Source organism: Candidatus Magnetominusculus xianensis (assembly GCA_001541255.1).
In the GTDB taxonomy this organism is placed as follows: domain Bacteria; phylum Nitrospirota; class Thermodesulfovibrionia; order Thermodesulfovibrionales; family Magnetobacteriaceae; genus Magnetominusculus; species Magnetominusculus xianensis.
The window spans coordinates 34,192-49,465 of the sequence record LNQR01000034.1 but is presented as its reverse complement, the minus strand read 5'-3'; the positions used below and the strand labels follow the sequence as shown (position 1 = coordinate 49,465).

The 15,274-nt window shown below is 44.8% G+C and carries 14 protein-coding genes and 1 pseudogene; 6 read left to right on the top strand and 9 right to left on the bottom strand.

Annotation, left to right across the window (positions count from 1 at the left end; all coding sequences use genetic code 11):
- Window positions 1–4 precede the first annotated feature (4 nt).
- The 8 genes and pseudogenes from ASN18_RS05210 to ASN18_RS05175 form a co-directional block, all read right to left on the bottom strand.
- Entirely contained in the window at window positions 5–1,003 is a 999-nt protein-coding gene (locus ASN18_RS05210) for a BtrH N-terminal domain-containing protein (RefSeq protein ID WP_085051687.1), read from the bottom strand.
- Between the two features lie 94 nt (window positions 1,004–1,097).
- Window positions 1,098–1,223 (bottom strand): annotated as a pseudogene (locus ASN18_RS05205) (IS110 family transposase); the annotation flags it as partial.
- A gap of 29 nt (window positions 1,224–1,252) precedes the next feature.
- Window positions 1,253–2,641, bottom strand: coding sequence for a DUF2142 domain-containing protein (locus tag ASN18_RS05200; RefSeq protein WP_085051685.1), 1,389 nt, complete (start codon window positions 2,639–2,641; stop codon window positions 1,253–1,255).
- A gap of 3 nt (window positions 2,642–2,644) precedes the next feature.
- Window positions 2,645–3,454, bottom strand: a complete 810-nt coding sequence (locus ASN18_RS05195) for an energy-coupling factor ABC transporter ATP-binding protein (protein ID WP_085051684.1) — start codon at window positions 3,452–3,454, stop codon at window positions 2,645–2,647.
- Window positions 3,455–3,467: 13 nt separating this feature from the next.
- Complete coding sequence (locus ASN18_RS05190) at window positions 3,468–4,370, bottom strand: energy-coupling factor transporter transmembrane component T family protein (RefSeq protein ID WP_085051683.1); 903 nt, start codon at window positions 4,368–4,370, stop codon at window positions 3,468–3,470.
- On the bottom strand, window positions 4,363–4,689 hold the full coding sequence (locus tag ASN18_RS05185) for a PDGLE domain-containing protein (protein ID WP_085051682.1): 327 nt from the start codon (window positions 4,687–4,689) through the stop codon (window positions 4,363–4,365). Before ASN18_RS05185 ends, ASN18_RS05190 begins: the two co-directional genes overlap by 8 nt.
- Window positions 4,686–5,387, bottom strand: a complete 702-nt coding sequence (cbiM, locus tag ASN18_RS05180) for a cobalt transporter CbiM (RefSeq protein ID WP_085051681.1) — start codon at window positions 5,385–5,387, stop codon at window positions 4,686–4,688. Before cbiM ends, ASN18_RS05185 begins: the two co-directional genes overlap by 4 nt.
- A 282-nt stretch (window positions 5,388–5,669) precedes the next feature.
- Window positions 5,670–5,942: an HU family DNA-binding protein gene (locus tag ASN18_RS05175; protein ID WP_085051680.1), complete on the bottom strand. Its 273-nt coding sequence runs from the start codon at window positions 5,940–5,942 to the stop codon at window positions 5,670–5,672.
- Between the two features lie 164 nt (window positions 5,943–6,106).
- On the opposite strand from ASN18_RS05175, the gene ASN18_RS05170 reads away from it, so the two are divergent.
- Complete coding sequence (locus tag ASN18_RS05170; RefSeq protein WP_085051679.1) at window positions 6,107–7,126, top strand: GDSL-type esterase/lipase family protein; 1,020 nt, start codon at window positions 6,107–6,109, stop codon at window positions 7,124–7,126.
- Here the strand turns inward: ASN18_RS05170 and ASN18_RS05165 are convergent.
- Complete coding sequence (locus ASN18_RS05165) at window positions 7,110–9,104, bottom strand: GumC family protein (protein ID WP_236861530.1); 1,995 nt, start codon at window positions 9,102–9,104, stop codon at window positions 7,110–7,112. The genes ASN18_RS05170 and ASN18_RS05165 overlap by 17 nt on opposite strands.
- Window positions 9,105–9,202: 98 nt before the next feature.
- On the opposite strand from ASN18_RS05165, the gene ASN18_RS05160 reads away from it, so the two are divergent.
- From ASN18_RS05160 to ASN18_RS05140, 5 genes are all read left to right on the top strand, one after another.
- Window positions 9,203–10,207: a glycosyltransferase gene (locus tag ASN18_RS05160; protein ID WP_085051677.1), complete on the top strand. Its 1,005-nt coding sequence runs from the start codon at window positions 9,203–9,205 to the stop codon at window positions 10,205–10,207.
- Between the two features lie 64 nt (window positions 10,208–10,271).
- A complete protein-coding gene (locus ASN18_RS05155) occupies window positions 10,272–11,717 on the top strand; it encodes an oligosaccharide flippase family protein (RefSeq protein WP_085051676.1) in 1,446 nt (481 codons plus the stop codon).
- 126 nt (window positions 11,718–11,843) lie between these two features.
- Window positions 11,844–12,779, top strand: a complete 936-nt coding sequence (locus ASN18_RS05150; RefSeq protein WP_085051675.1) for a porin family protein — start codon at window positions 11,844–11,846, stop codon at window positions 12,777–12,779.
- Window positions 12,780–12,798: 19 nt separating this feature from the next.
- Window positions 12,799–13,476, top strand: a complete 678-nt coding sequence (locus ASN18_RS05145; RefSeq protein ID WP_085051674.1) for a methylamine utilization protein — start codon at window positions 12,799–12,801, stop codon at window positions 13,474–13,476.
- Between the two features lie 102 nt (window positions 13,477–13,578).
- Window positions 13,579–15,216 carry an adenylate/guanylate cyclase domain-containing protein gene (locus ASN18_RS05140; RefSeq protein ID WP_085051673.1) on the top strand — a complete coding sequence of 546 codons (1,638 nt, stop codon included), beginning with the start codon at window positions 13,579–13,581 and terminating at the stop codon, window positions 15,214–15,216.
- Window positions 15,217–15,274 lie beyond the last annotated feature (58 nt).

The window sequence follows — 15,274 nt, the reverse complement described above, 5'->3', positions numbered from 1 at the left end:
AGCGTTATATTTTTAATAACAGTTCCATTGCAGTCTTTTCTTTTTCAGATATACCGGCAAGTATTACAGAGGCCTGGTTTATGTATTCGACATCTTTAGTCTTGCCTGTTTGGTCAAACAATGCGGCGATTTTCGTCCACAGTTCTGCCGTTTCAGCGAATAGTTGGTATGCCTTATCAATTGCCATTATATCTGTCAGTTCATAGGCTTCCTTTAAAAAATCCCTGTACAGATTTCTAAACAAGGCACCGCCGGTTCCTCCTTTTTCCATAAGGATTGCGGTTGTTATAAAATCTCTTTCAATGTTCTTGCTGTTTTTAAACCACTTTTTGATTTCATCAGCTGCCTTTAATACCCCTTTAAACCCGAGATTCTTTATTGGTGGGTTCAGATAATCTGCTGCATTATTGCGTATTGCCGTCAGGACGGCTTCCCTGAAGTCTTTGATATTGCCTTGAATCGTGTAGCTCAGATTTTTTGAAGACATGTGGCCTTTTTCATTTCTGGCTAATTCAAGGCTTTTTAGTGATGTCTTTACGTTAGTGCCTTGCTGTGAGGTATCGACCAAATATGCGAAGTCGTCATCATAGCCGTACATGGCGACATAGTGCGCGGCAAAGTGGAATTTTTTTGTGAAATAATCCAGATAATAACAATCGAGTTTAAGACCGGTGGCAATGTTCCTGTCGATATTGTTTTTGAGTGAATCCCATGCCTTTTTGGGTGATGCAGTTTCCTCAATGTTCAGCTTTAAGTTCAGATTTCTGGCGATGTTCTGAGTTAAGGCTTCTGGCTTAATTCTTCCGCCAAGGAAGGGGAAATCCATAGTTTTCATGTTCCAGAATATGAATCCTAAACCCTCACCTAAGCCAAAGAGCATAGGTTCAGAAAACGCCGTCCCGCCCTGGTCAACCCCCAGGAGTTGATTAATAAGCGAACCAGTCGCAGTAGATTCGCAGTGCTGACCGTAAAACGGGGTAAAATCTGCGATGATGTTAGCCATATCTATAACGTATTACACGGCAGCCCCCTTTGTCAAGCAGAATCAATGCCAGAATCAACAGATGTCTTCAAGCAGCACGCAGAAGCGCTGGTAACCTCATATCTCGTGGTGGGATAAAACTTGCTCTCACCAAAACACCACTGCGGCTTAACTCTGCCAGCCATTGGCTATCGCTAATATCTGTCTTACGCCCTGGTACTTTCTTTACATGCTGGGCATTTTTATGGTCAATATGTATATCCAGCCCCCTCACAAATAATAGCGCGTTATCATTGCCGCTATCGTGGAAATCATTACAACTGCCAAGTAGCATAGTATCAAAATGCCAAAGAGCATACTTTTCATGTCTATGTGGTATTTATTGTTATAAAATAATAGAAACAGCGCGGGCATTACTGGTATAAAATATCTGCCTGTCAGCCCTTCTACTATATTTTTGTCAACCTCTGTCCACGTCAGATACTGTGAGAGGACTATCAGAAACGTTGTACATACGACAGCCGCCGTCGCTACCGCCTTGTCTTTTAGTTTTATCAGGATATCGCGGTTGTTTTCTGAAATGGCAGTGAAAATCAGGAGCACCCAAAACGTTATATGAATGTACGCGGGAAGCTCCGTATCAAGCCAGCCCAGTTTCCCTATGAAATCTGTCAGCACATCAGACCAATATCTTACGACAGTGTTCTTTATCGCAATTACAAAGTCCATAGGATAGTGCGTGATGGAATAAAACTGTCTCTGCGGCGATATGTCAAGTTTTAATCTGAGCGGGACAAGCAAATCCTTTGACAGAAAATACCACGAATAGGCCGCTGCTATATTAAAGACAAAAAATGATACCGAGGTAGTTATATATTTTTTTAACGTGCCAAACTTGCGCACCGGTATCATCAGAAAAATCAACAGCGCCGGTACATAGACCTGTTTTGACAGGGAAAGCATCGCCGCTGTCAGAAAAATCAGTACAAGCTCACCCGATGAGACCTCACCTCTACTGCCAAAGGCAGCCTTAAATATCAACGCGGCAGACACAAAGGCTATCCCATTCGTAAAGGCATCGGCAGAGAGCGACGCACTCAAAAACAGCGACATCGGCGTCAGGGCCAATAGCACGAAGAGCCATTTATATATCGGCGTAGTGACAATCGCAATATATATCAACGCTATCCAGACGATTAGATTCGTCATCCTCCCCAAGTACATGATATATATAGGGGCGGCGTTAAATAGCCTTCCTATTAATATCCCCACTGACTGCGGGGTGTACATGACGGGGGCATATCTTGCCGTGTTTGGGAATAAGTAAAACACGGTATTATACGGCTCAAGCGGGATGTTCATGACTTTGGCCAGGTCTGAGAGCTTTTGCTTATTTTCCGGGTGCTGAGAGAGGTTTGTCGATACGTTTATAACTGTATTTCCAATACTTGCAGGAAGCACTGCCCCCGATGACCCCAGCGCCTTCGACGAAACTAACCCGCCCATCGATACATGATAGGCACGAAACATATGATGATACTCATCAGGGGCCTGAAACGGGGGCGTTACGAATATAAAAATATACCCAAACACTACGCTTATTACTAAAAAAACCCATTCTGGGGTGAAGGCCACCCTGTTGTCTGCTGAATTATTCATGTATCAATCCCCGTGGGCATGGCGGTGGACATGAGTGATAGTGCCGCCTGAGTCTTTGTGGCGGTGGAAGTGCTCATGAATCAGGTTTACACGAAGGAGCATTTCTTCGTCTGCGAGAATTGCGCCAGCGCTGCCTGTTCTTTCAATCGTATGCCCCTCAGAAAGCACCACCGTCTCTCCCTGTAGTTCCTCGACAAGGGCAAGGTCATGTGTTGAGAGTACGATGGTCTTACCCGCGTCGTTTAGGGTAAACAGCAGCTCAACCAGAAATGCCTGCGTCCTCGGGTCAAGCCCGGTTGTTGGCTCGTCAAGCAGTATAATCTCCGGGTTCATCGTGAGTACCGAGCCGATTGCCGCCTTCTTCTTCTCACCGCCGGAGAGCATATAGGGCGGCCTGTCACGCAGTGCCCCTATCCCAAGCATCATCATAATCTCTTCTGCCCGCCCCGACGCCTCCTGCTCATCCATCCCCATCTGAAGCGGCCCGAACACCAGCTCATCAAACACACTAGGGCAGAACAACTGCACGTCTGAGTCCTGAAATACATACCCGACTGCCGACCTGAAATGCCTCAAAAACGCCGCATCCTTAAATGATTTCTCTGTGAACGGTTCGCCCTTAAACAGCACCTCGCCGCTTTGTGGAAACATCAACCCCGCAAGGACTTGCAGCAGGGATGACTTCCCGCTTCCATTTGCCCCGATTACAGTAACCCGCTGCCCACTTTCAATCGACAGGCTTACGCCATCAAGGGCAGTTATCTTTTCATAATACTTATATGCCGCCCCTCTCAGGGCAAGTACCGTCTCCATTGAATCCCTTATCTTACAAGATTAATAATACCATCCACAACGCTATAAATATCGCCCCATACATGATATCCACTGTTTTTATATATTCTAATCCGGCCAGTTTTACCTCTCCTGTAAACCCGCGCCCGACCATTGCCTTATTCACGTCTTCACACCTGAGCTGAGTTTTATTGAATATGAAGGCAATTCTTCCAGGTATCCAGCCTGCGGCGTCCGCTGAACCTATGAGACGCGCCTTTTTCGCTGAGTGCATATCGCGGAGCATCTTTAAAAATATGAATACATACTTTTGTGACAGGCTCAGTATCATCAAAAAATATTCAGGTACCCTGAAGACCCTTAACCCCTTTAAAATATCTGAAAACGATGTCGTACTGACGACCAACAGCGTAATCGAAACCGAATTGACTACCCGTGCCGTAAGCATCATTACCAGCAGGATACCCTCGCGCGTCACCGTGATAGTCTCCGGCAGATGGTATATCCGCGCCCGCTGTAGTTCTATAATTTTATAAACCGTCTCCCCCGGTGTTATCACATTGAGTGCGGCGGGAAGTCCGGCAAGTACTCCAAATAAAAACCCGGCAATGAATACCTTCCAATAAAACTTAAAAATCCCAACCCTCGACAGTAAGACAAACAGGAAAATAAACACCGCAACCAATATTTCCGACGACACTTCTTTTTTCACACTGACAATAAATATATAAAACACCAGAAACACCACCTTTGTCCTGGCGTTTAACCGCTGAAACAGGCCGTCCTTTCGCGATAACTCCCACTGCAAAAAGACCGTCTCATAAAACTTTGAGATATGTCCGATTCCCTTGTCTATGAATGAACCCTTAACCCTGGCGCCTCTAACCTCTGGAGGCGGCTGGGTTGTCAACAAGAAAGACGGTACCTTATTATTCACGCCTGAGTGCTGTCCTGGATATTATAAAGACGCAAAGGCCGACAATAACAGCCCCAATAAGGCCCGACGCAATATAAGATAGTGATTTGACGAATGTGTTATCGCTGTCCGAGGCAACAGAGTAATCCCCAATAGGGGCATTCCAGAGACCGGCGTATCGGCGCAGCCCATCAGGGAGATAGCCCAGCATCTGGCTGAGTGTCTCAGCACTCCACTCCCCCCATGCCCCGGCAGCCCCAAACTTCTCAGGTATGACAATACCAAGTGGTACCATAAGCGCCATAATCACCAGCCCTATCCACAGTTTCTTCTGAATCACGTGCGTCCTCCTCCCACTACCGAAGAGTTTGCCCAATACAGGCCCTTCGGTTCATGTTTATAGAAATACCTGAACAACAACATCGTTAACATACCCTCGACAATGCATAGTAAAAACATGTGCCACAGTGCAATAGCCGGGATTGTGACCGACAGCGGATATGGTGCGTAGAGGGGTGTACCATCGGGGGCAGCGGCGATTATTGGCTGAATTCCCATCTCAACAGCCGTTGCCAGCGCTGAGGCCAAAAGTCCTGCATACCCTGATAAAAAGGCTGCTGCTGATAATCTTGCCCCATCTGAGGATTTTCCTCTGACAAGTCTAAACACCCATGATGAGACAAATGGCATTAGTATTGCCATGTTGAAACAATTCGCACCAATTGCAGTTATCCCGCCATCGCCAAACACAATAGCCTGAACGATTAGAACCACCGAGACCGCCACTACGGCCGTCCATGGCCCAAGCACCGTGGCAACGATTGCCGCCCCGACGGCATGTCCCGTAGTTCCCCCTGGAATAGGAATGTTGAACATCATTATAAGGAAGGAAAACACCGAGGCCATCGTCAGATAGGGAATCTCTTTAACTGAAAGTTCTTTTTTTAATTTCCGCAGTGCAACAGCCCAAAATGTCCCCGTTACTGCAAACATCGGTATATACGTCTGAGGGCTTAAGTACCCGTCCGGGATGTGCATATGCCTCTCCCTACACTGAATTATACAGCCTACTGCAGAGCCGTTAAAAACGAATAGCCGCAAAGGCAATCTCACTCAGCCAGTGTGCGCTATCTTACACACCGGAGGTTACTGCTGCCTTCGTGGCTTTAATGCACTGGCCTTCACGGCCCATCAATCTTACATCAGTATAGCATAGCAATTTGAATATTTGCTATTATATTCAGTACAATTATTTAAAAGGTTTCTTCACGATCTCATAAATCTTATATCAGTGGATTTGCACACATCAATTAATACTCTTTATCCCACCGCATCCTTTAGGCCCTTAGCCGCTCTAAACTTCGGCACTCTTGCTGCAGGGATCACCGTCGCCTCTCCGGTTTTAATATTTCTCCCCTTCCTCTCCTTTCTTTCGGATACAACAAATGTACCAAACCCCACAAGAATAACACGTTCGCCGTCTTTCAGGGCCTTAGAAATATTATCAAACACGCTGTTAATAACCTTTGCAACCTCTGTTTTTGCCATTTTCGACTCTGCCGCTACTCTATCCAATAGTTCTGCCTTAGTCATAACACACGCCCCCTCCCAAAGGATTTAATGTGTAATAGGCAATTTTCCAGTATTTCTGTAACATGTGTCAATATGTGTATTAAATTAACTCGCGATCAGCGTTTTATCAGCCCTAAAATAAGGCAAGGCATTTTAGAACTCTAATTATTTATAATATATTTGTAATGAATCGGAACTATATAAATATCCTGCTGATTGTCTGTTCTGTCGCAGCAGCAGCAGCAGTGTTACTTGTATTTGAGGCAATAATAAGACTCAGTGGCAGCGTAAAACCTATCAGCAACTCGCGTGGGCTTTTCGTTTTCAACGCCTTTGGCCCCAGCAAGGGAAACGCTAAAAACATCGAAGCCATATCATTCGGTGAGAAGGTCTATACTGATAAATACGGTTTTCGCATCCCGAAAGATTACACAGATAAACACCTCGACAATGCTGTACTCTTACTCGGAGACTCAATCACCTTCGGCGTTGGCGTTAAAGAACAGGATACGTTTGCCGGTCTCCTGCGCTCAAAACTGCCAAACACCATAGTGTATAACTCTGGCGTAGTAGGTTATAACTCATACGACTATGAAAACGTTATAGCACAGTTTCTCCCCTCTCATCCCGAAATCATCCCCAAACTCAAAAGAGTATACCTGATTTACTGCCTGAACGACTTAAACTCCGACTCTGCCGCCCTCATCGACAGGGAACTAAACACAAAAGCCCGAAAGACAACCATATTTGACAGCGCAAGACACGTAGGCACTCTTGCCGGTCTGAACGAATTCCTGAGGGAAAATTCTCTGCTTTATGTGTATCTAAAGGGCCTTCTAACTGACCCGCAGTTGAGATTTTACCGGGCCGAAGCCCTGTACTATAACGCAGACAACGATAAAATCTTTAATAAAAACATCCAGCCAATCCTAAACATTGATGCTGCCCTGAAGTCCTACCACATCCCCTTTACAGTGATTATCGCCCCCTATGAAGTCCAACTGAGAAAGGCAGACGCGCTGCTTGAGCCGCAGAAAAAACTCTCAGCCTTCTTCAGCTCTCACAACATAGACTTCATTGACCCTGTGCCAGAGTTCCTCGCTAAGGGGATACCATCAAAGGAGTTCTATTTGTTTGCTGACCCTATGCATTTCTCCGAAAAAGGACATCGTGTAATATTCGATGTGCTTATGAGGCGTTTTTAGCAGCCGACGGTTTTTTACTCAGGCCAAACAGTTTCTCTTGTGACTTGTCTTTATTAAATACAAAACCAGTGAAATGCGCTAAACCCTGCACCCTGTCTAATGTGTCTTTTTCATACTTATACGGCTCTACTACACAGATAACCCTGCCGTCAAGCGCCGCACAGTCTATTACTGAACCGGTATCTATAACTATGTGGTCATATGCGTCACGCAGGTTGCTGAGGACTTCATTAGCCTTTGCGATATCCGGCACAAGCAGTACTTCAAGCCCCGGTTCTCTTGTTGATATTGGCACGGTTGAAATATCCTTAGTCATGCCGAAAAACGCGGCAGGTCCGTTGGCACCGGCAAGTAAGACCCTGCGCCCTTCTCTGGCATACGCTATGGCAAGCAATGACGCAGCACAGGTCTTGCCGTCACCTTTCTTCGGACTTGTTACAATCAGGGGTAAGGCTGCCCCGTTGATATAGAAGATGTTGTCTTTAATCTCGTTAATGGCCTCTACTTCTTTGGAATTGCCTTCTATGAAACTGGGAGAGGTAAAAGCATCATAATTTCTCAGGTATTCTGAGTGCGGTATACGCCCGAGGAGTTTTGAAGGGGCTGAGATATCAGCCTTTGACTTAACGGTATTGTCCATGTACTCGGTAAAAAACATGGCCGCTGTGCCCAGAAATAAGCCTAGTAAAACTGCTGAGACCAGTGTGCGTCCCCGCTTTGGGTAAAATCTCTTCTTCGGAGTTGTGGCACGCTCTATTATCTTTAACTTTGACAGGTTCATGGACTCAGCCAGAGCCGCTTGTATGGCATACTGGTTAACCCTCATGTACATCTCCTTCTGTGCCGCCAGCACCGGCTCTACGCGGGCAATCTCTTCGTACTTTACCGGTATTTTTATAAGTTTTTCCTCATATTGCTTCATAAACTTATGCATTACTATCTTTTTGGCAAGGACTGCCTCCTTGTTTATGTAATTCGTTATAATCCTTTTCGATACATCAGTGTACAAGGGATTCACCGACTTAATCTCTCTGCTTAGGACAAGTTCAACCTCTTCGCTCATTTGTCTTTTTATCGCCTCTATCTCATCGTTAAGGGCCTTATACTTTGGATGCTCCTTTGTTATGTCGATTTTCTGGCTTGCCTGTTCTGCAATCTTTTTGTCGAGAGTGATTTTCAACATATCAAGTCTTGAGTTAGTAGTCATCTCAAATGTCTCTTTTCTGTACAATGAGAGTTCTTTTAATTGTTTAACACCCTTTGATATTTCGGCTTCGTATTGGGCAATCTCCTTGTCTGCCGTCTCGGTGTCTGTCTTCAGAGTTGATATTGTCTCGATAAGATTAGTTGTTTCACTTGTTAGATCGACAGTCTTATCTCTGAGTTTTATACCTGTGGCGAGGGCAAGAGTTTTATAATAGTCGTCTCTGATTGACTCAAGTTTTGACTCAATTGACTCTCTTGCTGATTTGAAATCGGCCTTTACCCGCTCTACTGTGTCTTCAATATAACGCGCTGATAGTGTGTTGGCAATAGAGACTGACAGTTCAGGGTCCCGTGATACAGCGCTTATCTCTATGATGGCTGCCTCTTTATATTGCTTAACAACTGAATAAGGCAGGGAAAACAGATTCTCCGCAATAGAAGGCTCAAAAAAATCATCCGCCTTTAACGGCGAGCCAAATAGTCCCTTCAGCTTATACTCATCAATAACCGCCTGAGCCAGCGGTTTTACCCTTGACAGCTCTACGTCAGTCTTTACGTCATCAGAGGCTGCGGTTGTCTGTGAGGTCAGACCCCAGCCCGCTAACAATCCATTTGCAAAGGCCGCCTTTGTAATCAATACCTTTGCAGACGCCTTGTACGTGGGCCTGATAAGAATCAGCATCAGCAGCGACAGTATCACAGAGGCGCTAAGTATGAAGTAAAATATCCTCTTTCTTCTGTTAAATATCTCCAGATACCTGCGTAATTCCAATACAATACCTCCTGAGCTACCGCATCATTCTACAGGTGATTCTAACATATTACACCATGAAGTTGTAACGGCAGCCGTAAATATGTTATCTTCTGTGTGTGAGTGAGCTTGATTCCGGCGGGGCAGCCGCCCTTAGCGTGTGCGCCGTCGTTGTGACATACAACAGAAAGGCGTTGCTTTGTGAGTGCCTGAGTGCCCTGATGAAACAGACCAGGGCGCTTGAGGCCGTCTGGTTGATAGACAATGCCTCGCAGGACGACACCCCTTCAGAACTCTTAAGGCAGGGATTTATTGATACACTGCCCCCTTTAAACCTGTCTGAGCCGTATGAGATAACCAAAAACCACGGGGCAAGCGGCACCACCTTGCACTACATAAGGATGAACTCAAACACCGGAGGCACAGGTGGATATTACGAGGGAATCAAGAGGGCATACGAGGCTGGATTCCACTGGATTTGGACTATGGACGACGACGTTGAGCCAAAACTCCACGCGCTGGAGACACTCCTGTCATATTCGACCCTAGGGGAATGTATCCAGCCCTCAAGGGTATATCCCGATGGACAGGTATTTGAGGACAACAAGTACATCGACCTTGCCACTGGAAGGCAAAAGGTTATAAAAGACGCCGTGTTTGCGAAGTATCAGACATTCTCCAGCAAGAATTTTGTCTCATTCGAGGGGCTTCTTATCAGCCGTAATATTATTAAGGAGATAGGGTATCCAGACAGGAGGTTTTTCTGCTGGTGTGACGATTTCGCATATGGCCTGATGGCCTCCCTTTATACAAACATTATTATGGTCAAAGAGGGCCTTATCATAAAAAAACTCAAGCCGGGCGGCGATAAAATAATACTTGGCAGAAAGAGTATACGGCTTCGGGACAAGGAGCTTTACTATATGGTAAGGAATCAGTTTTTAATATTCGAGTACCTCAAGAAAATTGGCACTTTCTCCAGCCTTGCCTACCTCTCTCTGTTTGCAACGGTTATAAGGATCGCCATAGGCACTATAATCTATGAGAGAAGTCCGGGGAAGCTGTATTTATTGTTTAAAGGGTTTATAGACGGCCTGCTAAAAAAATATAACACATCGACATAGCGTCCCGGTCGTACAGGGCGCTGTAATGGCCCCCGTTAATTAAAAGTAATAAAGCCATCGATCAATGGATCAAACTAAGCGGATAAAGAAAATAGCGTCAAACACGGCATGGTTTATTACCTCAAGGATGGCCGAGGTAATAAATTCACTGCTTCTGGTAGCGATTGTGGCCAGGTACCTGGGGGTCAAGGAGTTTGGCGTCTATTCGTTTTTGATAGCGGCGTGCTGGACTGTCCTACCGCTTTTTTTAGTCTTGCAGAGGATACTAGTCAGAGATATTGCGATTGACAAGGGGCAAGCCCCTGAAATTACCGGAGAGGGGTTAGCATTAATCGGCCTTTTGGCCCCGCCCATACTTGTCTTTACTATGGTGCTGCTGGTGATTTTTAAAGTCGATGCCATTTATTTCCCGGCACTTGCCATAAACGTCTTTGCAATCACATTTGCGGCGCTGAACAGTGTCTGCACCTCTGTGTTTATTGCCTTTGAGAAGGTCAAGTATGAGACACTGGTGTCGTTTGTTATCTCTTTCCTGTCTGTGGTGTTTATGGCAGCGGTGGTCTTTTTTGACATGGGTTTTAATGCCGCATTTTTGGCCTTTATGTTGTCAAATCTAATAGGATTATGTATATCGTGGGGCTTAGCTGCCAGATTAGGAGCACGCCCTGTCATCAAGTTTGATAAAGGCAGGATGATTTATTTTATAAAAGAATGCGGTTTTCTTGCGGTAAACCAGATACTAATCCAGGTATACTCATATCTGGGTGTATTCTTTTTGAAAACATTTACGACAGACTACGATATAGGGCTTTTTCAGGCCCCGGCCAGGGTAGTAAACAGGCTGAATGTATTTCCCATTTCATTCAGTGTAGCCCTGTATCCTGTGCTTGCCTCCCTAACCGCTATTAGTTACCAGAAGGAACAGATAGACCAGATGATAACAACGGCGTGCCGACTTACACTTATTGTAACTATTCCATTGTCAATTGCAGGGTTCGTCATGGCCGAGGAGCTGGTGATGTTGTTTTTTGGCGCTAAATATGTCGGCTCTGCCGCGCTTCTGAGGTTGATGATACTGGGTATTAATTTTAGTTTTTTAATATATATCTTCGAGCCGTTATTGATAATACTGCATAAACAGCGCAATATGTTTATATTAAATCTGATACTCCTGACACTCTCCGGCGCGTTGTATTATCCACTTACAAAGTTCAGCGGTGCATATGGGGCAAGCGCTGCCTTTTTCGCGTCAAATGTCTTGTACTTAGGCATATATCTGTATTATATGTCGTCGATAGTCTCTCTTGCGCCGCTGTTCAGACGGGGTTATTTAGCTATTGCAGGGGGGGGCATCGCGCTTGGGCTTATATATTTTTCTGCCGGTCGTTATCCGAAATTTATGGTTTTGGCGGCGGCGCTTGCAATATACGGGGTGTTTGCTAAGAAGGCTTTTACGTTCGGTGAGATACTCTTTATGAAGGGTTTGCTAAGGAAAAAGCCCGCGTCATGACAGGGCCGCGCCAGAGCATCGAAAAAAGCATCGAAAAAATTATTTGATTTATTATTTGGATTTATGATAGCATGACTGCGAGGTTGCTAATAAGCAGATTATTAATGTTATGAGGGATGTTCAAAGATGGTGTTTACCTTAAAGAGTTTTGGGAAAATCAGGTCTCTTAGCCTCTGGATATTAGCCTGTACCACAATGATAGCAGTGATAGCAGTGTTTGTATGCCCTTCCCCGTCGTATGCTGAATGGGCGGATTGGATATTGAACGCCAATTTGTCTGCCCAGTACAGGGATAATATAAATTATACATTTGCCTCCGATGAAAGAAGAGGAGATTTTATAACAATACCTTCCGCATCCATTGGCAGATATTATCAGCTAGGAGAACGCACGAGATTGCGGCTTACTGTTGATGTCTCTGGTGAGATATATAGTTTATACCACAAATTGGACAGTGTTCAAGCAGGTGGTTCGTTTGCTTTAGTGCAAAAGCTCGGCGTAGGCCACGAGATTCCATGGATTTCTCTGACTGGCTCTGCTTCATATCTTGATGTAAGTGACAGCAGCAGGGACAGCATGATATACACGGTTGGCGTTAATGCCGGAGGGTATGTCAGTGAACGTGTAGACTTGCAGGCAGGGTATCAGTATACTGCAAGAAGGGGTAAAGACCTCAGCGCTGCTGACCCTGGCACTTCTGGCCGTGTTTTCGATCTCAACAGCCATAGGATTTCACTGACGGCTAATTTTCTTGTCGCTCCCAGTTTAGTTATCACTCCAGGTTATTTTTTTAATACCGGTGATTTCGTATCCTCAGCAGGTAAGAAATATGTTGACACTATAAAGGGATATGCCAAGGCAACCGCTCATGATGATGATTATGGACAGCCCCTGTGGGCATATAAGCTGAATGGTTTCGCTCACCAGTTTTCGATAGGGGCCAGTTATGCCTTGACCGGACATATGTCGCTGAATGCCGGTTATTCACATGTCGTGGGACGTGCCAACGGGTGGGATTACTATGAAAACATAGTAAAGTTTGCTTTAATGTACAGCTATTAATAAAAACTATGAGGGTTTCATGAAGAGAAATATTTTTTTTATAATGTTTATTGTGATAACGATGTCGGCTTCAGCAACCTGCTGTTATGGGGCAAGTCTTAAAGCATTTGTTGCCGGTGAAGATGGTAAACCGGTCGAATATGCAGTTGTAACGGTAACTCCTGCATCTTCTTCCATGAGAGATTCAAAAGCACCGCTGCAAGCGGTTGTAGATCAGGTTGATAAAGAGTTTATTGACTATGTGACGGCTGTGCAGGCGGGCACTACCGTGACATTTCCAAACAACGATAAAATACGCCATCATGTGTACTCTTTTTCTTCTGCAAAAAACTTTGAAATTCCCTTGTATCCTCCTGGGGCTAATACCAAAAACAAAATACTTTTTGACAAACCTGGCGTGGTAGTTATCGGCTGTAATATACACGACTGGATGAAGGCATATGTATATGTAGTTGATACACCGTATTTTGCAAGGTCAGATTCTCATGGCAAAGCGGTCATAAATAATTTGCCAGAGGGGCAATACGAAGCAGTTGTTTGGCATCCAGCCATGGGTCCGAAGTCACAAGGTCAAAAAGTGAAGGTCTCGGTGACTGGCAGCAATGACAGCGATGTTAAATTCACAGTACAGCTTACACAACAATGGCGTTCAAGGCGTGGACCATTATTAGAGGGTGGCGGGGGACTTTACCGCTGATATGACTTTTTTTTTCGTCGTTTTAATTCAAGACTACTTTTTTTCTTTTTAACTCTGCTTGGTTTTGTTCAACTCGTATCTATTGTATTTATAGATACTGTTATGATAGATAACGCTAAGACCCAGATATATGAAAACCTCACCGTAGGGGGGCGTGTGTTTATCGAACTGATGAACAGCAGAGCCCGGCAGCTTGCACAGATGACACATCTTCTGTCCATGGATTTTGCTTTTAAAAATGCTGTTACAACCTCCGACCATGAAACAATCCTCTCGGTACTGGAAAACCTGAAAATACGCATAAATGCTCATATGGTTATGCTCATATCATTAGAACACTCTGTATTAGCAAATACGATGCACCCTGAGATTGTCAACGATACAGTGCGTATTCCAGAAGCGTTGGCTGAGGCGGAGGCCAATGGCGAGGCATCAGCCATTGTCACAATAGACGGGAAGATATACCAGATTACAATAGTGCCTCTTCTTGCCCCAGACCCTGTTGCATGGTTATGTACCGGATTTATTATAGATGATGATCTGCTTTTAGAGTTAAAAAAACTGATACTAGCTCATGTAACCATTTTGAATATTAAAAGGACAGAGCCCCAGTCAATCATCGCATCTACTTTATCTAAACAAGCCGCTCAAACCCTGCTTAAGGCTATTTCTAAAATTAACATCGAAGCTGTGGATACGTTGGAAGTAAACGATGGAAATGAAAAATATGTTACGGCAATAGCTGCTTTGCAAAAAACTAAAGGCTATTCGATAGTTACAGTTCTTCAACGCTCTCTGAACGAAGTCCTCAAACCATATTACAGGCTAAGAAAAATCCTTTACGTGTTCTTTGTCCTTACCTTGCTTCTTTCAATCCTTGTATCGTTACGCATAGCCCGAACTGTTACCAGACCAGTAAGTACTCTTGTGGATGGTGTTAGAGAAATTGCCAGGGGTATCTACAGCCATCGGGTGCAGATAGGACACAAGGATGAAATAGGTGAGCTTGCCGAGGCTTTTAATGTCATGAGTACAGGTCTTGAGGAAAAGGAGCTAGTGGCCGACTTGCTTGGAAAGGTCGTATCGGCGCCTGTTGCCCATGAGCTGCTAAAAAAGGCAGTCGAGCTTGGCGGCGAGGAACGCGAGGTAACCATATTGTTTTCTGATATAAGAAATTTCACAACGATAAGCGAAAACCGCCCGCCAAAGCAAATCCTCACCCTGTTAAACATATATATAACCGAGATGAGCGCCATCATAGAAAGGTACGGCGGTGTTATAGATAAGTATATAGGAGATGCTATAATGGCCCTTTATGGCGCTCCTATCAGTAATCCAGATGACGCTGACAGGGCGCTTAACTCGGCTTTAGAGATGGTGGGGGCTCTAAGTGGTTTAAACAGAGAAATAGAACAAATGGGCTTTGCGCCGATTGACATAGGTATTGGGATAAACACAGACATTGTGTTAGCAGGAAACATGGGCTCTAAGTCCAGACTTAACTACACTGTCATAGGGGATGGTGTAAATGTTGCCTCAAGACTTGAAACCCTTACGAAAACTGAAGGGTTTAAATCAAAAATTATCGTAAGCAGCGCTACCCTCGATAAGTCCAGCGGGGACTACCTGACACGTTCTTTAGGCTCTGTAGCTATCAAGGGTAAAAGCGAGAAAATAACTATTTATGCCCTTGATGGTCGAAAGTCCCCTGTTCATAAGGATTTGTCTGTAGTAGTATAGTTTCTCAGCTTGCTATTTTCTTCAAAGTGGGGGTAATATTGGACGTAAGGGCTGAATC

What these genes read in the sequence shown, in the direction of transcription:
- ASN18_RS05175 (WP_085051680.1), bottom strand. Translation starts at nt 5,942, where the DNA reads ATGACTAAGGCAGAACTATTGGATAGAGTAGCGGCAGAGTCGAAAATG.
- ASN18_RS05170 (WP_085051679.1), top strand. Translation starts at nt 6,107, where the DNA reads ATGAATCGGAACTATATAAATATCCTGCTGATTGTCTGTTCTGTCGCA.
- ASN18_RS05145 (WP_085051674.1), top strand. Translation starts at nt 12,799, where the DNA reads ATGAAGAGAAATATTTTTTTTATAATGTTTATTGTGATAACGATGTCG.
- cbiM (WP_085051681.1), bottom strand. Translation starts at nt 5,387, where the DNA reads ATGCACATCCCGGACGGGTACTTAAGCCCTCAGACGTATATACCGATG.
- ASN18_RS05155 (WP_085051676.1), top strand. Translation starts at nt 10,272, where the DNA reads ATGGATCAAACTAAGCGGATAAAGAAAATAGCGTCAAACACGGCATGG.
- ASN18_RS05210 (WP_085051687.1), bottom strand. Translation starts at nt 1,003, where the DNA reads ATGGCTAACATCATCGCAGATTTTACCCCGTTTTACGGTCAGCACTGC.
- ASN18_RS05140 (WP_085051673.1), top strand. Translation starts at nt 13,579, where the DNA reads ATGATAGATAACGCTAAGACCCAGATATATGAAAACCTCACCGTAGGG.
- ASN18_RS05150 (WP_085051675.1), top strand. Translation starts at nt 11,844, where the DNA reads ATGGTGTTTACCTTAAAGAGTTTTGGGAAAATCAGGTCTCTTAGCCTC.
- ASN18_RS05200 (WP_085051685.1), bottom strand. Translation starts at nt 2,641, where the DNA reads ATGAATAATTCAGCAGACAACAGGGTGGCCTTCACCCCAGAATGGGTT.
- ASN18_RS05195 (WP_085051684.1), bottom strand. Translation starts at nt 3,454, where the DNA reads ATGGAGACGGTACTTGCCCTGAGAGGGGCGGCATATAAGTATTATGAA.